The sequence below is a fragment of the Mesorhizobium sp. M7D.F.Ca.US.004.01.2.1 genome, assembly GCF_003997785.1.
GTDB lineage: Bacteria > Pseudomonadota > Alphaproteobacteria > Rhizobiales > Rhizobiaceae > Mesorhizobium > Mesorhizobium loti.
Window position 1 is genome coordinate 3876 of the sequence record NZ_RZRQ01000042.1, and the last position, 22983, is coordinate 26858.

Below are 22983 nucleotides of genomic sequence, written 5' to 3' on the forward strand. Positions count from 1 at the left end.
CCCGGCCCGCCACAACCGGATGGCGACGCCAGCTTGCGTGCGCCCGGCACGGCCGGCGCGCTGGTCGGCGGACGCCTTGCTGACGCGCACCGTTTCCAGCCGGGTCAAGCCGCTGGCCGGCTCGTAGCGCGGCAGCCGCGACAGGCCGGAATCGATGACGACGCGCACGCCGTCGATGGTGATGGACGTTTCGGCGATCGAGGTCGCCAGCACCACCTTGCGGCGGCCTGTCGGCGGCGGCTTGATCGCCGCGTCTTGCGCCTTGCCGTCGAGCATGCCGTAGAGCGGCACGATGTCGGTTTCAGTGCCGACCTTGCCGGCCAGCCGCTCGGCGGTGCGCTCGATCTCGCGCTGGCCGGGCAGGAAGGCAAGCACGCTGCCGCTCTCATCGGCAAGGGCTGCGCGGATCGCCTTGGCCATGGCGTCCTCGATGGTGGTGCCAGCGGGGCGCTCATCATAGCGGATATCGACAGGAAAGGCGCGGCCTTCACTCTCGATCACCGGCGCGCCCGACAGCAGCCTCGCGACACGCGCGCCATCGAGCGTCGCCGACATCACCAGCATGCGCAGATCCGGCCGCAGCGCGCCTTGCACGTCGAGCGCCAGAGCGAGACCGAAATCGCCATCGAGCGAACGCTCGTGGAATTCGTCGAAAATGACAGCCGAGATTCCAGGCAGTTCGGGATCGTCGAGGATCATCCGCGCCAGCACACCTTCGGTGACGACCAATATCCTGGTCTTTGCCGAGGTGCGGTTTTCCATGCGCATGGCATAGCCGACGGTGGCGCCGGGCTCCTCATCAAGCAATTGCGCCATGCGGCGGGCGGCGGCGCGGGCGGCGAGCCGGCGCGGTTCGAGCAGAACGATCTTGCCGGCACCCAGCCAGGACGCATCGAGCAGCGCCAGCGGCACCAGCGTTGTCTTGCCGGCGCCGGGCGGCGCCACCAGCACGGCGCTGTTGCCATGGCCGAGCGCTTCGCTCAGCGCCGGCAGCACGGCGGATACTGGAAGCTCCGGCAGGGGTTTTGTGATCATCGGTCCAGGAATGCGTTCGTCCAATCGTGGCAAGCGCGCTTACGTCCGCATATCAGCGGTCGCGGCCGTGGTGCAACTCATGGAACGGAGCCGGTTCAAAGCCGGGTGCGCGAAAACGGGTTCCAGCGCACCGTGCCCAGCCGCGCTTCCTCGCGCACCATGGTCAGCAGGCCGGCCCCACCGACGACCGCCAGGCCGACCAGCGACAGCCAGTCGGGGTATTCCTGGAAGAACAGCGCGCCGAGGATCACCGCCCAGACGATTTGCGAATAATGCGTCGGCGCGACCCGGTTGGCGGGTGCGTATTTCATGGCCAGCAGCTGCAACAGCTGGCCGCAGGCAGTGAAGGCACCCGCCATCACCAGCCACAGCAACTGTTTCCCGCTGGGAACGGTGAATGCGGTGGCAGCGGCACCGATGCCGTTGAACAGCAGACCATAGCCGATCAGCACGCCCAGCATGGTGGTGCGCTTTTCCTGCTGGGCCAGCGAACGCATCAGGATGACGCTGGTCGCGGCGAGGAATGCAACCCCGAAAGCGGCAAGGTGGCCGAGATTGAGTTCGCGAAAGCCCGGCCGCACCACCAGCATGACGCCGGCAAAACCGGCAACCACCGCCAGCCAGCGCCAGGGGCCGACCTTCTCCTTGAGGATCAGCGTGGAGAGGATGGTGACGCAGAGCGGCGCCAGGAAGATCAGCGCGTAGGACTCGGCCAGTGGAATGGTGGTGAAGGCGTAGACGCTGAGCACGCCGGACGCGATGCCGGCCCAGGCACGCGCCTGCACAGCCCAAGGCCTCTTGGTGCGCCAGAAATCACGCCAGCGCTCGTCCGCCGGGCGCGTGAAGAAGAGAAAACAGCCGGCAAACAGCGTCGTGAAGAAGCCGATCTCGAAGACCGTGAATTGTCCACCCAGGCTTTTGACAACGGCATCGCTGCCCGAATAGCTTGCGTAGGCGATCAGGGCGAGCAGAATTCCGTTCGTCACGTTGTTCCATTTCCGGGGAGAGAGTGGTTTGAAAATCCTGGCGCTCGGTGCGCATCCGGACGACATCGAGATCTTCATGTTCGGTACGATGGCCGCCTATGCCGCGCAAGGCGCAGAACTCACTTTTGCCATAGCCACGGATGGTGCCAAGGGCGGCAAGAGTGATCCCGTTGTTCTCGCTCGCGTCCGTCGCCAGGAAGCAACGGCCGCGGCCGCGCTGCTCGGGGCGGCGCTGCGCTTCCTCGACTTTCCCGATGGCGAGCTGGTGGCCGATGCAGCGCTGATCGGGGCGCTGAAAGCACTGATTCGCGAGACCGGACCAGATCTGGCGATCACGCATGCGCCCAACGACTATCATGCCGACCACCGCGCGCTGTCGGACGGCGTGCGCATCGCGGCGTCGTTCGGGGTTCCAGTGCTGCATGCCGACACGATGGGCGGCACCGGTTTTTCGCCGACGCACTATGTCGACATTTCCGCCCATGCCGAGATCAAGGCCAGGGCGATCCGCATGCATCAGTCGCAGGATCCCGACCGCTTCGTCGATGGCGCGCGAATGCAGAACCTTTTTCGCGCCGGCCAGTGCAACGGCGCGCAGGGCTCGTTGGCCGAAGCCTTCCGCTTCGAACCGACGTTCCCCTTCGCCGACATCCGCGAACTGCTGCCGCCGGCGCCGCCGATCCGGAAGGTCATGGTGAGCACCAAACGGGTCGACTGAGAGTCGGGAAGGCCCTTAGATCTGGTCGAGGTCGGCCCGCGCAGCTTCGACAATCCGCGCGGGCCCGGCCAGCGATCAGCACTTTTCCCAACGTTTTCAGACACCGGCATAGGCATGCTGCGGCGCAGCAACGAATTCGCTTGCCTTGTTTAGTAAAAATTGCATCACTAAACAAATTACTAAACATCTGCGGTGCTGTTGCGCCGCCATGTTTAGGCCCCTGAGGAGAGGGGTTGAAGGCTCTTGAAACCGTCATCCGGGCGCGTTTCGCAAATGGGAGGAAGGCATGAAATCGAGCTTGAAACTGGCGTTGGGACTGACCTCGGCGATTACAGCGTCGACAGCCGTCTCGAACGTCGCGCACGCTGAAGACCTGACGCTGTGCTGGGCCGCCTGGGACCCGGCAAACGCGCTTGTCGAACTGTCCAAGGATTTTACCAAGGAAACCGGCATCGGCATGAAATTCGAGTTCGTGCCGTGGACCAACTATGCCGACCGTTTCCTCAACGAGTTGAATTCGCACGGCAAGCTGTGCGACCTGATCATCGGCGACAGCCAGTGGATCGGCGGCGCCGCCGAGAACGGCCACTATGTCAAGCTGAACGACTTCTTCGACAAGGAGAAGATCAGCATGGACGACTTCGTGCCCGCAACCGTCGTCGGCTATTCGGAATGGCCGAAGAACACGCCGAACTACTGGGCGCTGCCGGCCATGGGCGACGTCGTCGGCTGGACCTATCGCAAGGACTGGTTCTCCAAGCCGGAGCTGCAGAAGGAATTCAAGGAGAAGTACGGCTGGGATCTCGGCCCGCCGACCACCTTCGACCAGCTGAAGCAGATCGCCGAGTTCTTCCAGAAGCGCGAGATCGACGGCAAGACCGTCTATGGCGCCTCGATCTACACCGAGCGCGGCTCGGAAGGCATCACCATGGGCGCCATGGACGTGCTCTACAGCTACGGCTTCCAGTACGAGAATCCCAAGAAGCCCTATGAAATGGAAGGCTTCGTCAATTCCGACAAATCGGTGAAGGGGCTGGAATTCTACAAGGCGCTCTATGATTGCTGCACGCCTCCGGGCGCCTCGAACAGCTACATGGGCGAAGGCGTCGATGCCTTCAAATCCGGCCAGGTGGCGATGCACATGAACTTCGCCTTCACGTGGCCGGGCCTACAGAAGGACGAGAATGTCGGCGGCGACAAGATCGGCTACTTCGTCAACCCGAAGGGACCTGACGGCGAGCAGTTCGCCCAGCTCGGCGGCCAGGGTATCTCGGTGGTGTCCTATTCCGACAAGCAGGAATCGGCGCTGAAATACATCAAGTGGTTCGCCAACAAGGACGTGCAGGCCAAGTGGTGGTCGCTCGGCGGCTATTCCTGCCTCAACGCGGTGGTCAAGGATCCTAAGTTCCCGGCCAGCCAGCCCTACGCGCAGACCTTCCTCGACTCGATGGCCATCGTGAAGGACTTCTGGGCCGAGCCGAGCTACGCCCCGCTGCTGCAGGCCTCGCAGAAGCGTTTCCACGACTATGTCGTCGCCGGCCAGGGCTCGGCCAAGGATGCGCTGGACGGTCTGGTCAAGGACTGGACGCAGGTCTTCCAGGACGATGGCAAGATGTAACCCGGCTCCTCCCGAGCTAGGCCCAAGCGTCCCGTGCCGCTCTTGGCACGGGACGCAGTTCAGATAAATTCCATGACAGAGACGACCAAGTGACCGAAGCAGGACTCACCATGCTCAATCGGACCGCGGAGAACGTTGCCCGGGCGACCCCGGAACCGTTGGCCCGCAAAGCCCGGGGCATCAGCGACAAGGGCCTCGCCTGGCTGTTCATCTCGCCGACGATCCTGTTGCTGCTGGCCATCAACATCTTCCCGCTGTTCTGGGCGATCTATCTGTCGTTCACCAACTACCGCGCCAACCGCCCAAACGAGGTGGTGAAGAATCTCGGTTTCGCCAACTACCAGCGCATCCTCGGCGACAAGGATATCTGGATCGCCATGCAGACGACGGCGCATTTCGTGTTCTGGACCATCCTGTTGCAGACGCTGATCGGCTTCACGCTGGCCTGGCTGATTGACAGGAAGTTCCGTGGCCATGCCTTCTGGACGACGCTGATCCTGGTGCCGATGATGCTGTCGCCGGCGGTGGTCGGCAATTTCTGGCGCTTCCTCTACGAGCCACAGATCGGCCTGTTCGCCTACGCAATTTCCTTCGTCACGAGGATCCCGCCGACCGATATCCAGATGCTCTCCAACGTCTCGCTGGCGCCGTGGTCGATCATCATCGTCGACACCTGGATGTGGACGCCCTACGTGATGCTGATCTGCCTCGCGGGCTTACGCTCCATCCCCGAATACATCTATGAGGCGGCCGAGGTCGACCGCGCCTCCAACTGGCGGCAATTCTGGTCGATCACGCTGCCGATGGCGCTGCCCTTCATCATGCTGGCGGTGCTGTTTCGCGGCATCGAGAACTTCAAGATGTTCGACATGGTCAATCTGTTGACCGGCGGCGGGCCAGGTTCGACCACCGAGGTCGCCTCGATCACCCTGAAGCGGCAGGCTTTTGAGAGCTGGCGTACCGGCTACTCCTCGGCCTTCGCCATCATCCTGTTCGTTGCGGTGTTTGGTCTGGCCAACATCTACGTCAAGGCGCTCAACAAGGTGAAGCAGAGATGAGCCTGACCACAGCCCATTCGGTCGTCGCACCCTCGGCCAACTCGAAGCGCATCGCCGGCACGATCATCGTGCTCTACGCGCTGATTTCGATCGTGCCGCTGCTGTGGATCTTCGCCACCAGCTTCAAGACGCCGCCGGACTCGATCGCCTATCCGCCCAAGATCCTGTTCCAGCCGAGCCTCGAAGGCTACTGCAATCTGTTCACGACGCGGACGCGGCAGACGCCGGAATACATCAACTCGCTGGGTCCCGCGACGGGCTTCTGCGACGAGACCACGCGCAAGCGCAATATGGTGATCGCCGGCCCGTCCAACTTCCTGCCGCGCTTCGTCAATTCGCTGATCATCGCCTTCGGTTCGACCTTCTGCGCCGTGTTCCTCGGCACGCTGTCTGCCTATGGCTTCTCGCGCTTCAAGGTGCCGCTCGCCGACGACCTTTTGTTCTTCATCCTGTCGACGCGCTTCATGCCGCCGATCGCTGTCGCCATTCCGATCTACCTGATGTACCGCGAGCTCGGCCTGTCGGACACGGCGCTCGGCATGATCCTGCTCTACACGGCAGTCAACGTGTCGCTGGCTGTATGGCTACTGAAAGGATTCATCGACGAGATCCCGCGCGAATATGAGGAGGCGGCGATGATCGACGGCTATACGCGGCTGCAGGCCTTCTGGCGCACGGTGCTGCCGCAGGCGACGACCGGCATTGCCGCGACCGCGATCTTCTGCCTGATCTTCGCCTGGAACGAGTATGCCTTCGCGGCGCTTCTGACCTCCGGCACGGCGCAGACCGCGCCGCCCTTCATCCCGACCATCATCGGCGAGGGCGGCCAGGACTGGCCGGCGGTGGCAGCCGGCACGACGATCTTCCTGGTGCCGATCCTGGTTTTCACCATCCTGCTTCGCAAGCAATTGCTGCGCGGCATCACCTTCGGCGCGGTGCGCAAATGAGCATGACCAAACACGGTAAACGCAAATCGCGGTGGCCGGTCTGGGCCAGGCGCGGCCTGATGGAAAACATCGCGACGGCGCTGATCGCCATCGGCTTCCTGATGCTGTTCCAGCCCTTCGCGCTGTCGCTCTATACCTATTCCTTCATCACCATGCTTGCCGGCACCGTGATGTTCATCATCGTCTCCAAGTTCCCGGAATAATCATGGCCGAAATCCGCGTCCAGCACCTGAGAAAGGCCTTCGGCGATTTCGTTGCCGTGCAGGATTCCAACTTCGTCGTCGAGGATGGCGAATTCTTCGTCATGCTCGGACCATCGGGCTGCGGCAAGACGACGACCTTGCGCATGATCGCGGGGCTCGAGCTGCCGACCGGCGGCCAGATCCTGCTCGGCGGCGACGATGTCACCATGCTGCGGGCACGCGAGCGCGACATTGCCTTCGTCTTCCAGCTGTTTGCGCTCTATCCGCACATGAATGTGCGCAAGAACATCGGCTTCCCGCTCTTGGCGCAAGGCATGCCATCGGCCGAAATCCGCACGCGGGTCGAGGAAACGGCGAAGCTGCTGCGCATCGACCATCTGCTCAACAAATCCGTCTCCGGACTTGCCGGCGGCGACCGTCAGCGCGTGGCGCTCGGCCGCGCCATCGTGCGGCGGCCAAAATGCTTCCTGATGGACGAGCCGCTGGGGACTCTTGACACCGAATTCCGCGATCTGATGGTCCATGAGTTGCGCGAGCTGCACAACCGCATCCACGCCACGACCGTCTATGTCACGCACGACCAGATGGAAGCGATGTCGATGGCCGACAAGATCGCGGTGATGAATCATGGTGTCATCGAACAGTTCGGCACACCCCGCGAAATCTACGACCGCCCGGCGACCATGTTCGTCGCCGACTTCATCGGCTCACCGCCGATGAATTTTCTGGGGTTCGGCGGCGGTCTCGCCAAGGGCGCAAGGGAGATCATTGTCCAGGGCGCAAAGGTCGCGGTGCCGGAGGTGCGCGAGGATATCGCGCCAGCCGACATGGCGCTCGGCATCCGCCCGGAGCACATCCGCTTCGACGACGCCTCAAAACTGCGCGGTGCCATCTACGGCACCGAATATCTCGGCACCACGCAGATCGTCGCGGTGGAGACGGCGGACGGCATCATCAAGGCACGCGTGCCGGCCGAAATCCAGCTCTCCACCGGCGACCATGTCGGGCTGACGCTGAGCAGCGCGCGGCTGTCGCTGTTCGAGAAAGGATCGGGCCGCGCGGTGAGAACCGCGATCCACGATGTCGCCTCTGAGCGGAGGGCCCAGCATGGCTGAGGTGCACATCAGGAACGTGACCAAGAGTTTTGGCGACCATGTCGCCGTCGACGGTCTCGACCTGCATATATCAGATGGTGAATTCGTCGTGTTGCTCGGGCCGACCGGGGCCGGCAAGACGACGACGCTGCGGCTCATTGCCGGTTTGGAACGGCCGGATGCCGGCATGATCGAGATCGGCGGCCACAATGCCACGGCCCTGTCGCCGGCCGAGCGCGACACGGCCTTCGTCTTCCAGCAGTACTCGCTCTATCCGCATCTGTCGGTGTTCGACAACCTTGCCTTCCCGCTGCGCTCGCCGGCTCGGAAAATGCCGGAAGACCAGATCCGCCGCCGGGTCGAGGAGGTGGCCAGGATGGTGCGCATCCATCACAAGCTCGCCAACCGCTCGACCAAGCTTTCGGGCGGCGAAATGCAGCGCGTCGCCATCGGCCGCGCGCTAGTGCGCAAGCCTTCGATCTATCTGATGGACGAGCCGCTGTCGTCGCTCGATGCCAAGCTGCGGGCGGATCTCAGGCTCGAGCTGAAGCGCATCCAGACCGAACTCGGCGCCACCATGCTTTATGTCACGCACGACCAGATCGAGGCGATGACCATGGCTGACCGCATCGGCATCCTCGCCGACGGCGTGCTGGTGCAGATCGGTTCACCGCGCACCATCTATTCCGAGCCGGCAAACCTGCATGTCGCCGCAAGGCTCGGCCAACCGGCGATCAATCTTCTGCCGACCGGGCTGCTGCCCGATGGCGGCGCACCGACCGGGACCAAGACAATCGGCGCGCGCACCGAGCACCTGACGATCGCGAAGGCCGCGAATGGCCATGCCGACGGCGTCGTCGACTGGGTCGAGCATCTCGGCGACCAGAACCACCTGCATGTGACGGTTGGTCCGAAGAAGTTGGTGACGCTGACCGATCCCGACACGGATCTGGCGCAGGGCGACAAAGTGGTGATCCGCTACCGGTCGCCGCTGTATTTCGGCGCCGATGGACAAAGACTGATGTGACCGGTTTTCGGTGTTCCCACTCAAGGGTCAACGCCGGCTTCTGATTGACGATTGCGAGTACGGGACGAATTCGATGAAGCACTTTTTCAATCGCAGGGAAACGATCGTCACCGAGGCACTGGATGGCCTGTTGCGGACCATTGGCTCGGGCGATCTCGCGCGCCTCGACGGCTATCCCGAAATCAAGGTCGTCCTGCGCGCCGACTGGGACAAGACGAAAGTCAGCGTCGTCTCCGGTGGAGGCGCCGGACACGAACCGTCTCATGCCGGCTTCGTCGGCAAGGGCATGCTGACGGCGGCGGTTTCAGGTGAGATCTTTGCCTCGCCGAGCGTCGAAGCGGTGCTGGCGGCCATTCGCGCGGTCACCGGTCCGGCCGGCTGCCTGCTGATCGTCAAGAACTACACCGGCGACCGTCTCAATTTCGGCCTGGCGGCCGAGAAGGCGCGCGCCGAAGGGTTTCGTGTCGAGATGGTCATCGTCGCCGACGATATCGCTTTGCCTGATATCGCCCAGCCGCGCGGCGTTGCCGGCACCTTGTTCGTGCACAAGATCGCAGGCCATCTGTCGGAGGCCGGCCACGATCTTGCGTCCATTGCGGCCGCCGCTCGCGCGGCGGCGAAGGATATCGTTTCGCTCGGCATGTCGTTGTCGTCCTGCTCGATCCCCGGCCAGCCGCACGAAGACAGGTTTGGCGAAAATGACGGCGAGCTCGGCCTCGGCATTCATGGCGAGCCGGGCGTTGAGCGGATTGCGGTGCAAAGCGCCGACAGGCTGGTCGCGATCATGGCGGAACGCCTCTCGGCACGGCTCGACCTCTCAGCCGACCATGCCCTGCTGATCAACAATCTCGGTTCGGTGCCGCCGCTCGAAATGTCTGTTATCGCCAACGCGGTGCTTGCCTCGCCGCTGGCCAAAACCATCAAGCTGACGATCGGCCCCGGCCCGCTGATGACGGCGCTCAACATGAACGGCTTCTCGCTGTCGCTGATCCGGCTCGATGCAGCACGCGAAGCAGCCCTGCTGGCGCCGGTCGGACCGCATGCCTGGATGCCGGCGAAGCCCGTTGTGCCGCCTGCCGTCGTGCCGATGGCGAAAGCGGCCAGACAGAGCGCAACACGCAAGCCCAGTCAGGATGCGCGGACCCGGTCTCTTCTCGTTACCATCTGCGAACGACTGATCGCGCTGGAAACCACTTTGAACGGACTGGATGCCAAGGCGGGCGACGGCGACACCGGTTCGACCGTGGCGACCGGCGCGCGCAGCATCCTCGATCGGCTCGACACACTGCCGCTTGCCGAGCCCGCGGCTACCCTTGCCGCGATAGGCGACATTCTGAGCGCGTCGATGGGCGGCTCCAGCGGCGTGCTGCTGTCGATCTTCTTCACCGCGGCGGCACAAGCCCTGGACAGCGGAGCGAACCTGGCCAAGGCGCTGCTTGCCGGCCTTGAGCGGATGACTTTCTATGGCGGCGCAAGGATGGGTGACCGCACCATGGTCGATGCCCTGGAACCGGCCCTGAAAGCGCTCGACGCCAGCGGCCTGGAGGAAGCGGCGGCGGCGGCTCGCCATGGTGCCGAGGCCACCGCTGCCATGGAGAAGGCGAAAGCCGGACGGTCCGCCTATGTCGGCAGCAAATTGCAAGGCGTGGTCGACCCCGGCGCCTATGCGGTGGCCGAGGTCTTCGCGGCCGTCGCCGCACTGCATGAAGCGGCCTGATTCATGCTCCAGTTGTCGAATGAGCGTTCTTTCGATACTGCCGGCGGGGTGGAAACCGGGAATTTGGCCGATATGGCGGCGTTGAACCTTGCCAGGCTGATTACAGCCGTCGCGGATGCGATCGCCGCTCACGCCGAAGAGTTGACGGCGCTCGACCAGGCGATCGGCGACGGCGACCACGGGCTGAACATGAAGCGCGGCTTCGAGGCCGTGCGCGCCGAAGCCGAGGCGTTTTCGGCCAAGCCGCTGCCCGAAGCGCTGAAGGCGATCGGCACCAAGCTGGTGATGACGGTGGGCGGCGCCTCCGGTCCGCTGTTCGGCACCTTGTTCATGGCGCTCGGCAAGGAGATTTCGGCGGAGCCCGATCGCGCCAATCTTACGGCGGCTTTCGGCAAGGCAATCGAAGCAGTGGCTGCGCGCGGCAAGTCGCAGGTTGGACAAAAAACCATGCTCGACGTTCTGCAGCCTGTGCATGACGCATTGCTGCGGGGAAAGACGGCGCCGGAAATCGCCGATATCGCCGACGCGGCGGCCGAGGCGACCGTGCCGATGAAAGCCCTGCGCGGCCGCGCGTCGTTCCTCGGCGATCGTTCGATCGGCCACATGGATGCCGGCGCACGTTCGACCGCGCTTCTGGTGCGCACGATCGTCGAGACGCTGGAAGGTCAGCCATGAGCAATGTCGGCATCGTCATCGTTTCGCATTCGCCGCTGGTTGCCGAGGGCACGGCCGACATGGTGCGGCAGATGGTGGGCGACGAAGTGCCGCTTGCATGGTGCGGCGGAAACGGCCATGGCGGGCTTGGCACCAATGTCGAGGCGATCATGGGCGCCATCGACAAGGCCTGGTCGGAAGCCGGTGTCGCCATTCTGGTCGATCTCGGCGGCGCCGAGACCAACTCGGAAATGGCGGTGGAGATGATCGGCGAGCCACGGTCGCACAAGATCATCGTCTGCAACGCGCCGATCGTCGAAGGCGCGGTGATGGCGGCGACCGAGGCCTCCGGCGGCGCCTCGCTGCGGGAAGTGGTGGCGACGGCACACGAATTGTCGCCGTCGTGAACGAACGGGAATTTTGAAAGACATGTCCGCATCCGCCGAAGCGACCGTTGTGATCACCCACGAGGTGGGCCTGCACGCGCGTCCTTCGGTGAAGTTCACCAAGCTGGCCAAGACTTTTGTGGCCGAGGTGGAAGTCGCGCTTGCCGCCAACGGGCCATGGTTCGACGCCAAGAGCATCGTCAAGGTGATGGCGGCCAAGGCGCCGAAGGGCACAGTGCTGCACATCAGGGCCAGCGGCGACGGCGCCAATGATGCCGTCGACGCGCTGGTCGAACTGGTGCGGCGCGATTTCGACGAAGGCGCGGACCATGTCCGAACCGCTTAGGTTGCAAGGCATTTCGGCCTCGGCCGGTTATGCCGAGGGGCCGCTGTTCGACCTCGACCGGATTGCCGCATCCTATGTCGGCAAAGAAACAGCCGACGACGAGAAGGCCGCGCTCGAAACCGCAATCGCCACCGCGACGGGCCGTCTCACCGTATTGATTGAGATGGCCGTGGGCGATGCCGCCGACATTCTCGAGTTCCAGATCGCCATGCTGGGGGATAATGCGCTGAGCAGCCCGGCCTTTGCCGCGATCCGCACCGGCCTGCCAGCCGACAAGGCGTGGCGGCAGGCGCTCGATGCCGAAATCGCCGGCTACGATGCTTCCGACCAGGATTACTTTCGCGCACGTGCCGCCGACATACGCGATATCAGGGATCAGGTGCTGCGGGCCCTGTCCGAGGATGGCGACTTCCAGGCACCGGCTGGCGCCATCCTCTATGGCGAGGACATCGCGCCGACGCGCTTCCTTGAAACCGACTGGAGCAGCGGCGGCGGTATCGCGCTGAAGGCGGGCAGTACGGCGAGCCACGTCGCCATGCTGGCGCGCTCGCGCGGCGTCCCCATGGTTGTGGGTCTTGGCGGCTCATCGGCCAATCTTGCCGGCACCGCCCTGCTCGACGCCGAACATGGCGGCATCGTGCTGTCGCCCTCCAAGGCCGAAATCGCTGCCTTTCGCCAATCCTCCTCATCATTCTTGGCGCGCCGCGATCGGGCTGGAGCGTTCCTGGCGCGGCCGGCGGTGACCAAGGCCGGCACGCCGGTGCGTGTGCAGGTCAACATCGCCGATCCGTCCGATGTCGACGGCATCGACATCGCGACCTGCGACGGTGTCGGGTTGATGCGCACCGAATTCCTGTTCGGCAAGACATTGCCCGACGAAGAGACGCAGTATCGCGCCTATCGCAAGGTGCTGGAGTGGGCCGGCGACAAACCGGTGACGATCCGCACCGTCGATGCCGGCGGCGACAAGCCGGTGCCCGGCTTCACCGTCGAGGAGACCAATCCGTTCCTCGGCCTGCGCGGCATCAGGCTGTCGCTGGCAAGACCGGAGGTGTTTCGTGTACAGATCCGGGCACTGCTGCGCGCTGCCGTCCACGGCAGTCTGAAAGTGATGTTTCCGATGATCGCCGTTGTAGAGGAATACAGGCAGGCAGCGGCGATGTTCGCCGAGGAGCAGACAGTGCTCGCCGCGCGCGGCATCGCGCATAGAATGCCGCCACTTGGCATCATGGTCGAGGTGCCATCGGTGGCAATCGTGCCGGAAGCCTTTGCTGACGCCGCCTTCTTCTCGATCGGCTCCAATGACCTCACCCAGTATGTCATGGCGGCCGCCCGCGACAACGCTGCCGTGGCGCATCTCAATTCGGTCCGTCATCCGGCCGTGCTGCGGCTGATCGCAGCCGTGACCGCGTACGGCGAGCGTGAAAAAATCCCGGTCAGCCTGTGCGGCGATGCCGGCGGCGATCCTGCCTCGATCCCGTCACTGCTCGAGGCCGGCCTGCGCGATCTTTCCGTCGCGCCGGCGCAACTCGCCATGGCCAAGGCGGCCATCGCGGACGTTTCTGTCTAGGCGCGGCCGGCATGGTCGACATCAAACCCGAACCCGGTTCCGAAGAGGCGATCCGCGCCTACAAGACGATCCTGTCGCACGTCATCGACCAGCGCCCGTCCGGCATGCGCCAGCGCCTCGCCGATGCGCTCGGCAAACACCGAAGCTTCGTCACGCAGATTTCGAGCCCCGCCTATTCGATCCCGATTCCGTCAAAACATTTGCCGGCTATATTTTCGGTGTGCCATTTCAGCCCGGCCGAACGTGACCAGTTTCTCGCCGCCTATCACCAGGCGCATCCAGGCAAGATGTCGATTGCATCAGGCATGCGAAAGACGCGGCATGTCTCGCTGATCGTGCCGGATTTCGGCGACGACAAACAGAACGCCGCGCTCGACAAAGCGGTGAACGACTTCATCCAGAAGATCACCAGCATAACCGGCAAGGGTGGCTGACCCTTTGGAGTTTGTACGCAATTCCGGACGGAAAACCGTTACACACCTTTCCTGGAATTGCTTCGATGTCAGGCCTATTTCGGGAGGAGACGGCCGTGAAGAAATTTATGAACTCGGTAGACACGGTGCTGACCGAGAGCCTCGACGGTTTCGTGGCTGCCCATGCCGACATCCTCGTGCTTGGCGACGAGCACAAATTCATCCGCCGCAAGACCTTGCGGCCGGGCAAGGTGGCGCTGATCTCCGGCGGCGGCTCCGGTCACGAGCCGCTGCATGGCGGCTTTGTTGGCCACGGCATGCTGGATGCCGCCTGCCCCGGCCAGGTGTTCACCTCGCCGACGCCGGACCAGATGCTGGCAGCGGCGGAAGCCGTCGACACCGGGGCCGGCAGCCTGTTCATCGTCAAGAACTATGAGGGCGACGTGATGAATTTCGACATGGCGGCCGAGATGTCAGAAGGCGTCCAGCAGATTGTGACCAATGACGATGTCGCCGTCGAAAATTCTTCCTATACGACGGGCCGGCGCGGCGTCGCCGGAACGCTGGTGGTGGAAAAGATCGTCGGCGCGGCGGCAGAACATGGCCTGGCGCTGGCGCCTTTGAAGGCGCTGGGCGACCGCGTCAACACGGCTACCCGCTCGATGGGCGTGGCGCTGACCAGTTGTACCGTGCCGGCGGCGGGCAAGCCGACTTTCGACATCGGCGACGGCGAGATGGAGTTCGGCGTCGGCATCCATGGCGAGCCCGGCCGCCGACGCGACACGTTGAAAAGCGCCGATGCTATCGCGCAGGAGATCTGCGCCGCGATCCTGGGCGATCTCGGCGACAAGGCAAAAGGCCCGGCACTGCTGTTCGTCAATGGCTTCGGCGGCACGCCGCTGATGGAACTCTATCTGATGTACAACAGCGCGCGGGCGATTTTCGAGAAACATGGCGTGACGGTGACCCGTTCACTGGTCGGCTCCTATGTCACCTCGCTCGACATGGCCGGCTGCTCGATCACGCTGACCATGCTCGACGGGGAGACGACCGCATTCTGGGACGCGCCGGTACACACGGCGGCGCTACGCTGGGGCATGTAAAGCTGGCTTACGCACGGCTTTTCTGTAACCATCCCAGACAATCCCTTATCCGAAACATTGTCCGGGTTGATGCTGCCATCTCTCACTGCCGCCGAAGAAAGATTGCTGCTGCGCTCTGCCGATCCCGAGGCGGCGCCAGTCGGGGAAGATTTGTCGGCAAAGACCTTGTCGGCGCTGCTCGACAATGCCGAATTTCACGGCATCCTGCCGATCATGCTGCGCAAGCTGCAGGAGAGCGGCGACGCGCAGCTGCCGAGGGACGCAGGGCTGCGGGACAGACTGGAAGATCTGCGCCAGAAAGCAACGATCGCCACCGGGCAGTCGATGCTGCTGCAGTACCATGGCGACCGCATCATGAAGGGACTGGCCGCGGACAATGTTCCGGCGCGGATCGTCAAGGGGCCGGTCTTCGCGCGAAAACTCTACCGCAACGTCGCCGACAGGCCGTTCACCGACATCGACATCCTCGTCGAGCCGGCTAACCTGGCGCGGGCAAACCGGGTGATCGCGGCATGCGGCTTCGAGCTTGGCAGCAACGAGGCCGAATCCTACGAACTGCAGGAGTTCAAATGGCTCGAAAAGGAGAATTGGAGCCTGCTGGTCGAGCTGCATGGTGACCTCGTGCATGACACCGGCATGCGGCGGCGCCTGTCGCTGGGGTTCCGGGAGTTGCGCGCCATCGACGGCGAGGCGACAGATACGCCCGCGGCACTTCTGACGATCGCCATCGTGCACGCCGCCGGCGGCCACAAATTCCACCGGCTGCAGCTTTGCATCGACGTGCTGCAAGGCGTGCGGGCGCTGCAGTCACCCGAAGCGGAAGCACGCCTGTTCGACGCTGCCCGCATGACCGGCATCGAGCTCGAACTGGCTGTTGTGCTCAATGTGACCGGCCAATTGTTCGAGGAGAGCCGCGCACTTGAGCTCGCCGGCCGGATCAAGCCCGATCTCTCGATACGGCTGGCCAGACGGTTGATCACCACGAACACGCTGCTCGGCGTCAATTCCAGGGACAAGCTTGGTTCGCGCCTGCGCCGCGACGCCTTCCGGTGGATCCAGAGATTGGCCAAGGCCAGGCCGCAGGTTGCATGACTTGACTTCAATCCAGAGCGGCGCGGATCAGCGCCGCCGCGTCGGCCGGGCGCGCGCCCACCTCCAACCGGAATGTCGGCACCGAATTGACCAGCCCGGCGATGGTCGCCAACCTGCGTTTTTGCATCGGCAGCAGTCCCGTCATGCCCGTGCGGACATTGTCCACTGCCAGCGCCACCATTGCGTCGGTCCTGGCCATGGCGACGAGCCGTGTCTGGCTGTCGGCGGAGCGTGCCAGGTGCAGAAGGGCCGCCACCGGCCGGGCGGACGCGTTTTCGACCCGCATGATCCCTGCCAGCTTTTCAAGCGAGACGGGCTGCTCGCCGTTGCGATCCCAGGTCTGGCCAAGGCATGGAGCCACCCGCGGGATCATCTGCGCAGTCTTCTGATGGATCTTGGCGGCGCGCGGCAAACCCCAGGCCACGACCTTGCCCGAAGCGACATTCACGATCATGGCATCGTCGGAGCAGAGGCCAAAGCCTTGTGTTGCCAGCGCCAGCGACGTCGTGGTCTTGCCGGTGCCGCTCGGGGCATGGATCAGCACCACCGCGTCGCTGTCCGGCAACGTCAGGCCCGCGGTGTGCAGCATATGCTGGCGACCGGCGTCGAGCGCGGCGTCGAGGACCAGCATCGACGGCGTCCAGGCGGCTTTCGCACCGGGGCGGACCCGGAGTTCGGCCGAACCCTCCCTGCCATTGATCGCAACGGTCTGACGCCCGGGAAAGACGAGATGGATGGTGCCGCCGTCCTCGATCATCCGGCAGGAGCCATCCTCCGGTACATCGCCATCGAAGACGAGCGATCCGTGGGGTGTCTCGTCCAGGGTCTCTGTTTCGGTGATGCCAAGACGAAAGTCCGGCTCGACCGGTTCCGCGATACGCAAGCCGGCCAGCATCCTGTCGAAATCCCGCCATAGCTCGGGGCGCTCGGCTGATATGCCGAGGATCTGGCCGTTGAGGCCATAGCACGCTGAAGGTCTGGTCAAGCGGGGCGCACCTTTGTGGCATCGGCATGGTGACGGTAGATCTCGACCATGCCGGGAAGGCTGTCGCTGACCACCGGCCTGCCATCGAGGCAGACCCAGCAATGCGCCGACATGCGTGGCGCCTGCATCGACTTCGGGTCGACGCCGAAGCGCAGGTCCGGGTCGAAACCAGCAAGGCGCAGGAAACGATGACCGAGCAGCCCCTCTCTCAGGCACCTGCGGTCGCGCATCAGCCAGGGATGACGCACGGTGCGGTTGAGGGCGGCGACGATGTAGGGGGACGGCAAGCCGCGATAGGGCGTCGACGAGGTGAGTGGCGCCCATTTGAGCACGTCCTCGAAGCTGCGGTTGGCGACCAGGACCGGCATCAGCCGCGCGCTTGCCCAGAGATGGCAGCGAAACAAAGCGCGCAGGAGAGGACCGTCGGCCATCAGGCGATACCTTTAGCCATCAAGCACCTGGCGTGGCGAGGATACCTTCCGAGACCAGATCCGTGGCCAGTGCCGCGATGTCCTGGTCGAGCGTGCCCTTGTCGACCTCGAACTCCTCGCAAAGCAGGTCGACGATCTGGTCGAGGTTGCGCGCGCCGTCCACCTTGTCGAGAAAGGCTTCGGTCGTGCCGTTGCACGTGTAAAGCTGGCCGCTGCGCGCCAAAAGCACGACGGCGCCATCGCCGACATGCTGGACCGAAGCGTCTTCCGCCAACCGCAGAACCGTTCCAGAGGCAATTTCCATCACGAACCCCACCAAGCCATGCAAAACCCGGAATTCAGATAGCGCGGTGAGGGAACGCTGTCTATCAGCCGATCATGGGACCGGCGGCAGGCTCGTGCGGCGATGCGTTCCGATACGCCCTCGCCAAGTCGCGAAAAACAGCACGGCTGGCTGTTCCCAGCAGGAATCGTCCCAGAAATAGTCGTCAGCGCGAGGAGGCAAGCAACTGAGCGGGTCGGCTGGGCCGTTGCTTTTCTTCCCTAGAGTAAGGTAAAACCTGCCTGGGTGTTGGGGAGATAGCGTATGCGTTACAATTGGGAACGGGCTCCGACGAGCTTCGAACGTCACAGAAAAGCGCTGGCGACAGCTATTTTGATCGCTGGCGGCATTGGCCTCATGCTTGTGGCCCTGCCGATCTAGACAAGCTGCAGATCGAACCGATGCTGGCTGTCAGGGCGCCTGGCGTGACCCTGTCAGCGCGGCTGCCCGGTGACGGCAAGGAAGCAGCGATCGCGCCCCTCGAAACCTTGGCTGAACCGCTGCACCAGCACGACAATCACCGCCGGCTTGCCGGCCGGGGTGAATTCGTAGGATTCCGACAGGCTGTAGGGTCGGGCCGTTTATCGAGCCCGGCACAGCCTGTCTTCGTGCTACCCCTGCCCTTGCAGCGTCAGCCGAAAGCCGAGCGCCTTGCCGGATGTAACGCCTTTTAGCGTCGCATCGAAACTTGCCGAACAATCACTCGTCCTGGCGTGCATTTGCGGCCAGGGTTAGAGCGCGCTATCTGGAGGGAAGAAAATCATTCCTGGGGAGGGAACGGATGGCTTCACGCTATCACGAAGTCTATGACGGCTGGAAACGCGACCCGGAACAGTTCTGGGCGGACGCGGCCGGCGCCATCGACTGGTATTCGCCCTGGAACAAGGTGTTCGATACCACGGCCGGTGTCTATGGCCGCTGGTTTACCGGCGCCACCTGCAACACCTGCTACAATGCCATCGACCGCCACGTCGCCGGCGGGCGCGCCGACCAGATCGCGCTGATCCATGACAGCGCCATCACCGGAGCGGTCAGGAAATTCACCTATGCCGAACTCAAGCGCGAGGTGGTTGCACTCACCTCGGTGCTGAAGAACCGCGGCATTCGCAAGGGCGACCGCGTCATCATCTACATGCCGATGGTGGCCGAGGCCGCCATCGCCATGCTGGCTTGCGCCCGCATCGGCGCCGTGCATTCGGTGGTCTTCGGCGGCTTTGCCTCGCATGAGCTTGCCACCCGCATCGACGACGCCAAGCCGAAGCTGATCATTTCCGCATCCTGCGGCCTGGAGCCGGGCCGCGTCGTTGCCTACAAGCCACTGCTCGACAAGGCGATCGAGATCTCCCGGCACAAGCCGGACGCTTGCCTGATCCTGCAGCGCGACCAGTTGCGCTGTGACCTCAAGGAGCATTTCGACATCGACTACGCCGATGCCGTCGCCCGCGAACGGGCAGCCGGCGCCAATGTCGATTGCGTGCCGGTGCTTGCCACCGATCCGCTCTACATCATCTACACATCGGGTACGACCGGGCAGCCCAAGGGCATCGTGCGTGACAATGGTGGCCATATGGTCGCGCTGAAATGGACGATGGAAAACGAGTTCGGCGTCAAGCCGGGCGAGGTGTTCTGGGCGGCATCCGATGTCGGCTGGGTGGTCGGCCATTCCTACATCGTCTACGGGCCGCTGCTGCATGGCTGCACCAGCATCCTGTTCGAGGGCAAGCCTGTTGGCACGCCCGATGCCGGCACCTACTGGCGGGTGATATCGGAGCATGGCGTCGTCGCCCTGTTCACCGCACCGACCGCGTTCCGCGCCATCAAGGGGCAGGACCCGCAAGGCGAGTTCATCCCGAAATACGATCTGTCGAGATTCCGCACGCTGTTCCTCGCCGGCGAGCGCGCCGACCCGGAAACCATCAAATGGGCGGAGCAGAAGCTTGATGTGCCGGTGGTCGACCATTGGTGGCAGACAGAGACCGGCTCGCCGATGACGATCAATCCCGCCGGCCTTGGCCTGCTACCGGTGAAATACGGCTCGCCCGGCGTGCCGATGCCCGGCTACGACATCCGCGTGCTCGACGATGCCGGCCACGAAGTGCCGCGCGGCGCGCTGGGCAATGTGGTGGTCAAGCTGCCGCTGCCGGCCGGCTGCCTGCCGACGCTATGGAATGCCGATGCGCGGTTCCGCCAAGCCTATCTCGACGAGTTCCCCGGCTTCTACAAAACGGCGGATGCCGGCATGGTCGACGAGGACGGCTATCTCTACGTCATGGCCCGCACCGACGACATCATCAATGTCGCCGGGCACCGGCTGTCGACCGGCGCCATGGAGGAGGTGCTTTCAGCCCATCCCGATGTCGCCGAATGCGCGGTCATCGGCATTGCCGACGCCATGAAGGGCCAGGTTCCGCTTGGCTTCGTGGTGCTGAATGCGGGTGTAACGCGCGACGTCGGCCTGATCGAGAACGAAGTGGTCGGCCTGGTGCGCGAACGCATCGGCCCGGTCGCCGCCTTCAAGATGGTGGTGACGATCAAGCGCCTGCCCAAGACGCGGTCGGGCAAGATCCTGCGCGGCACCATGCAGAAGATCGCCGACAAGGAAGAATGGGCCATGCCGGCGACGATCGACGATCCGATCATCCTCGACGAGATCACCGCGGCCCTGAAGGAGCGCGGAATCGGCCTTTGAGCCGCTGAAGGATTTGGCTTGCCGAGGCGGCTTTTCGGATCGACGAGCAATCTTTTATTGTGCAACGCAGCAATGCACCCTACAGTCTTTCGCGGGGGGCCATCGACAAGGTCGCATGGCTCAGCAGAAGATTACATTTGGCGGCGTCGACATCCTGCGGTTTCTCGCCGCCGTCATGGTCATGGTCTACCACTATGGCTTCTGGGTGTGGGCGTATCCGGACGGCGTTTCGGCGCGCGCCACGGGCGGCGTTCCTCCGCAGCCGGCAATAGGCGCCTGGGTCGAATCCGGCTGGGTCGGCGTCCAGATTTTCTTCGTCATCAGCGGCTTCGTCATCGCCTTCAGCGCCGAAAGGTCGACGCCCTTACGGTTTTTCGAAGCAAGGGTGAAACGGCTGGCGCCGGCGGTGTGGATCTGTGCACCGGTCACCGCTGTCGTGCTTTTGATCGTCGGCCTCAGCTGGCCGACAGATGCCGTCATTAGGCTCGTCCGCACCGGCCTGTTCGCCCCCTACGCGCCATGGGTGGACAGCGTCTACTGGACGCTCGGCATCGAGATCGCCTTCTATGCCATCGTCTGGGTCCTGCTTAGGCTCGGCCGCTTCAATCAGATGGAAATGGTGGCCATCGTCATCGGCCTGATGAGCACGCTGTTCTGGTGCCTGTACTACCCGCTCGACTGGGCCGACCTTGCCGAAACACGCACGCTCGACCTGCTTCTGGTGCATCACGGTGTTTTCTTCGCGACCGGCGTCATGCTGTGGCTGATGCGCTTCAAGGCGATGACGGCCGCTCGCCTTGCCTTCTGCGCCCTGTTCCTGGGCGGCGGCGTGCTGCAGATCGCCAGTTCGGTCGACGTTCATATCCTGAAGGTGGGGCGAGAGATGCCGTTCGCGCCGCCGATCCTGATCTTCCTCATCGCCATTGCCTTGATGGCGTGGTCGCTGCGGCTCGACCTGTCCTGGAGCGGCTGGCGCCGGATCGGCCTGATGACCTATCCGCTCTACCTTCTCCACGATGTCGTCGGCGCGGCCCTGCTCGGCGTCCTGGTCCGCGCTGGGCTGCCGCATCTCGTCTCGATGGTGGTCGTCGGCGCGACGATGATCGCGGCAAGCTGGCTGGTGGCGACCGAGGCCGAGCCACGCATCCGGCTGCTGCTCGACCACACCATTTTCCGCTATCGGCTCAAGGCCGCGTAGCCGCGCCTTGTTGACCAAATGGGGGTTAATCAGTGGGCACTTCGGTGCCCAGTTTGCGCAGGAGCTGTACTGCCCAGCCGCAAGGTTCCGAGGCCTGGATCGTGGGCCAGTTTGAAATTCAGCCGGAGGACGTCGATGGTTCGCGGCCGGTACAAAAAGCAAGGGACTGATTGATGCTGATTGTCAGGATGGCGGAACTGGAAATCGATCCTGACCAGATCGACAGCTATAAAAACCTGCTTGCCGAAGAGATCGAGGCCTCCGTGCGAATCGAGCCGGGTGTGCTTTTCCTTCATGCCTTGTCGGAAAAAGACGCCCCTGAAAAGGTCCGCGTGATCGAATGCTACGCTGATCAGGCGGCCTACGAAATCCATCTGACCACCCCGCATTTTCTCAAATACAAGACGCAAACGGCGCATATGGTGCGGTCACTTCGGCTCATCGAAACCGACCCGATCACGCTGGCAGCGAAGCCCGGTCAGATCTCAAACTGACCCACCACCGAGACCGGCTCGACATCGCCGTTCATCCAGAGCGGTGGACTCCGTCTCAACGCGATGCGTTTTCGAAAGGACCTGTTTGGGCAATGGCCGATATCAGACCGGCGCCTTGCCGCGCACTTCCGACTTTTCCAGATAATAGCTCGAGTATTTGTCGAAGAATTTCTCGGAGCCGCCGAACGATCCGTACTTGGCCAGCTTCTTCAGATCGACCTTGTTCAGCACCGCGCCGACGATCTTGTTGGCGACATAGGGTTCGGATTCCAGCATCGACCTGACCATCGCGCGCGGCGTGCGTCCCCATTCGGTGACCAGCACAAAACCGTCGACCAGTGGTGCGAAGGCCTTGGCGTCGACCACCGGTCCGAGTGGCGGCAGATCGACGACGATGTATTCGAACGTCTCCTTGGCATTCTCGATGAAGCGCCGCATGCCGGCCGAGGAGAGAAGTTCGCTGGTATGCGAGAAGTGGCCGCGCAGCACCGCCGGGATGATCGCCAGCTTCGTCTGCCGGTCGATCTTGCCGACGGACTGCCAGGTCTGGCCGTTGACCACCGCTTCCATCAAGCCTTGCTCGGCTTCCATGCCAAGGCCGCGGCTGAGGCCGGGGTTGCGCAGATCACCGTCGATCAGCAGCGTCTTGGCGCCGTTGGCGGCAAGCAGGCCGGCGAGATTGGCCGCGACCGTCGACTTGCCCTCGCCGGGAAGCACCGAGATGATGCCGATAACACGGCTGCCTTGCCCCTCCAACACGACGTCGAAGGCGATCTTGGCGCTGCGCAGCGTTTCGGAGAACATCGAGGCAGGCGAATCGATGCTGACCCGCATGCGCGCCCGTTTTTCCGCGGCCGACAGCGATTGGGCGGTCTTCGCATCCACCTGGGTCTCGCC

The 22983-nt window shown here is 63.6% G+C and carries 25 protein-coding genes; 19 read left to right on the forward strand and 6 right to left on the reverse strand.

The features are described from left to right. Positions 1–1035 (reverse strand): DEAD/DEAH box helicase (locus EN993_RS37720; protein WP_245468711.1); only part of this gene is annotated, 1035 nt, incomplete at its 3' end. A 95-nt stretch (positions 1036–1130) separates the two neighbouring features. After that, on the reverse strand, positions 1131–2021 hold the full coding sequence (locus EN993_RS09260; RefSeq protein WP_109666021.1) for a DMT family transporter: 891 nt from the start codon (positions 2019–2021) through the stop codon (positions 1131–1133). A gap of 28 nt (positions 2022–2049) precedes the next feature. Here EN993_RS09260 and EN993_RS09265 point away from each other — a divergent pair, with 28 nt between their 5' ends. The 15 genes from EN993_RS09265 (at position 2050) to EN993_RS09335 (ending at position 15967) form a co-directional block, all read left to right on the forward strand. Then, positions 2050–2739: a PIG-L deacetylase family protein gene (locus EN993_RS09265; RefSeq protein ID WP_127263017.1), complete on the forward strand. Its 690-nt coding sequence runs from the start codon at positions 2050–2052 to the stop codon at positions 2737–2739. A 286-nt stretch (positions 2740–3025) separates the two neighbouring features. After that, the gene (locus tag EN993_RS09270) at positions 3026–4357 is read left to right on the forward strand and encodes an ABC transporter substrate-binding protein (RefSeq protein ID WP_109666017.1); all 1332 of its coding nucleotides are present in this window, start codon (positions 3026–3028) and stop codon (positions 4355–4357) included. Positions 4358–4467: 110 nt separating this feature from the next. After that, a complete protein-coding gene (locus tag EN993_RS09275; protein WP_127263018.1) occupies positions 4468–5415 on the forward strand; it encodes a sugar ABC transporter permease in 948 nt (315 codons plus the stop codon). After that, a complete protein-coding gene (locus tag EN993_RS09280; RefSeq protein ID WP_109666015.1) occupies positions 5412–6362 on the forward strand; it encodes a carbohydrate ABC transporter permease in 951 nt (316 codons plus the stop codon). The genes EN993_RS09275 and EN993_RS09280 overlap by 4 nt, the downstream gene beginning before the upstream one ends. Then, on the forward strand, positions 6359–6565 hold the full coding sequence (locus EN993_RS09285) for a hypothetical protein (protein WP_109666013.1): 207 nt from the start codon (positions 6359–6361) through the stop codon (positions 6563–6565). The genes EN993_RS09280 and EN993_RS09285 overlap by 4 nt, the downstream gene beginning before the upstream one ends. A 2-nt stretch (positions 6566–6567) precedes the next feature. After that, complete coding sequence (locus EN993_RS09290) at positions 6568–7680, forward strand: ABC transporter ATP-binding protein (RefSeq protein WP_127263019.1); 1113 nt, start codon at positions 6568–6570, stop codon at positions 7678–7680. After that, entirely contained in the window at positions 7673–8686 is a 1014-nt protein-coding gene (locus EN993_RS09295; protein ID WP_127263020.1) for an ABC transporter ATP-binding protein, read from the forward strand. Before EN993_RS09290 ends, EN993_RS09295 begins: the two co-directional genes overlap by 8 nt. 73 nt (positions 8687–8759) lie before the next feature. Further along, positions 8760–10403 carry a dihydroxyacetone kinase subunit DhaK gene (locus tag EN993_RS09300; protein ID WP_127263021.1) on the forward strand — a complete coding sequence of 548 codons (1644 nt, stop codon included), beginning with the start codon at positions 8760–8762 and terminating at the stop codon, positions 10401–10403. Positions 10404–10475: 72 nt separating this feature from the next. Then, a complete protein-coding gene (gene dhaL / locus EN993_RS09305; RefSeq protein WP_127263032.1) occupies positions 10476–11078 on the forward strand; it encodes a dihydroxyacetone kinase subunit DhaL in 603 nt (200 codons plus the stop codon). After that, a complete protein-coding gene (dhaM, locus tag EN993_RS09310) occupies positions 11075–11464 on the forward strand; it encodes a dihydroxyacetone kinase phosphoryl donor subunit DhaM (protein WP_013528085.1) in 390 nt (129 codons plus the stop codon). The genes dhaL and dhaM overlap by 4 nt, the downstream gene beginning before the upstream one ends. A 22-nt stretch (positions 11465–11486) precedes the next feature. Continuing rightward, positions 11487–11789 carry an HPr family phosphocarrier protein gene (locus tag EN993_RS09315; protein ID WP_127263022.1) on the forward strand — a complete coding sequence of 101 codons (303 nt, stop codon included), beginning with the start codon at positions 11487–11489 and terminating at the stop codon, positions 11787–11789. Then, on the forward strand, positions 11773–13359 hold the full coding sequence (ptsP, locus tag EN993_RS09320) for a phosphoenolpyruvate--protein phosphotransferase (protein ID WP_127263023.1): 1587 nt from the start codon (positions 11773–11775) through the stop codon (positions 13357–13359). Before EN993_RS09315 ends, ptsP begins: the two co-directional genes overlap by 17 nt. Before the next feature lie 11 nt (positions 13360–13370). Continuing rightward, positions 13371–13793 (forward strand): hypothetical protein, encoded by a 423-nt coding sequence (locus tag EN993_RS09325; RefSeq protein WP_127263024.1) that lies wholly within the window; start codon positions 13371–13373, stop codon positions 13791–13793. A 95-nt stretch (positions 13794–13888) separates the two neighbouring features. Next, positions 13889–14875 carry a dihydroxyacetone kinase subunit DhaK gene (dhaK, locus tag EN993_RS09330; protein WP_127263025.1) on the forward strand — a complete coding sequence of 329 codons (987 nt, stop codon included), beginning with the start codon at positions 13889–13891 and terminating at the stop codon, positions 14873–14875. A gap of 69 nt (positions 14876–14944) precedes the next feature. Further along, positions 14945–15967, forward strand: a complete 1023-nt coding sequence (locus tag EN993_RS09335) for a nucleotidyltransferase family protein (RefSeq protein ID WP_127263026.1) — start codon at positions 14945–14947, stop codon at positions 15965–15967. A gap of 7 nt (positions 15968–15974) precedes the next feature. Here EN993_RS09335 and EN993_RS09340 read toward each other — a convergent pair whose 3' ends face one another. The 3 genes from EN993_RS09340 to EN993_RS09350 form a co-directional block, all read right to left on the reverse strand. Next, positions 15975–16862 (reverse strand): serine kinase, encoded by an 888-nt coding sequence (locus EN993_RS09340; protein WP_245468713.1) that lies wholly within the window; start codon positions 16860–16862, stop codon positions 15975–15977. A gap of 86 nt (positions 16863–16948) precedes the next feature. After that, complete coding sequence (locus tag EN993_RS09345; protein ID WP_109665988.1) at positions 16949–17383, reverse strand: lasso peptide biosynthesis B2 protein; 435 nt, start codon at positions 17381–17383, stop codon at positions 16949–16951. 19 nt (positions 17384–17402) lie between these two features. Next, entirely contained in the window at positions 17403–17687 is a 285-nt protein-coding gene (locus EN993_RS09350) for a PqqD family protein (protein ID WP_126067461.1), read from the reverse strand. A gap of 443 nt (positions 17688–18130) precedes the next feature. Here EN993_RS09350 and EN993_RS36980 point away from each other — a divergent pair, with 443 nt between their 5' ends. The 4 genes from EN993_RS36980 (at position 18131) to EN993_RS09370 (ending at position 22086) form a co-directional block, all read left to right on the forward strand. Further along, positions 18131–18379 (forward strand): hypothetical protein, encoded by a 249-nt coding sequence (locus EN993_RS36980; protein ID WP_164757589.1) that lies wholly within the window; start codon positions 18131–18133, stop codon positions 18377–18379. Between the two features lie 107 nt (positions 18380–18486). Next, complete coding sequence (locus EN993_RS09360) at positions 18487–20394, forward strand: propionyl-CoA synthetase (RefSeq protein WP_127263028.1); 1908 nt, start codon at positions 18487–18489, stop codon at positions 20392–20394. A 115-nt stretch (positions 20395–20509) separates the two neighbouring features. Continuing rightward, positions 20510–21592 carry an acyltransferase gene (locus tag EN993_RS09365; protein ID WP_127263029.1) on the forward strand — a complete coding sequence of 361 codons (1083 nt, stop codon included), beginning with the start codon at positions 20510–20512 and terminating at the stop codon, positions 21590–21592. A gap of 173 nt (positions 21593–21765) precedes the next feature. Then, on the forward strand, positions 21766–22086 hold the full coding sequence (locus EN993_RS09370; RefSeq protein ID WP_127263030.1) for a putative quinol monooxygenase: 321 nt from the start codon (positions 21766–21768) through the stop codon (positions 22084–22086). Between the two features lie 102 nt (positions 22087–22188). Here the strand turns inward: EN993_RS09370 and EN993_RS09375 are convergent. Beyond that, a partial coding sequence (locus EN993_RS09375; RefSeq protein WP_127263031.1) for a polysaccharide biosynthesis tyrosine autokinase occupies positions 22189–22983 on the reverse strand: 795 nt, incomplete at its 5' end.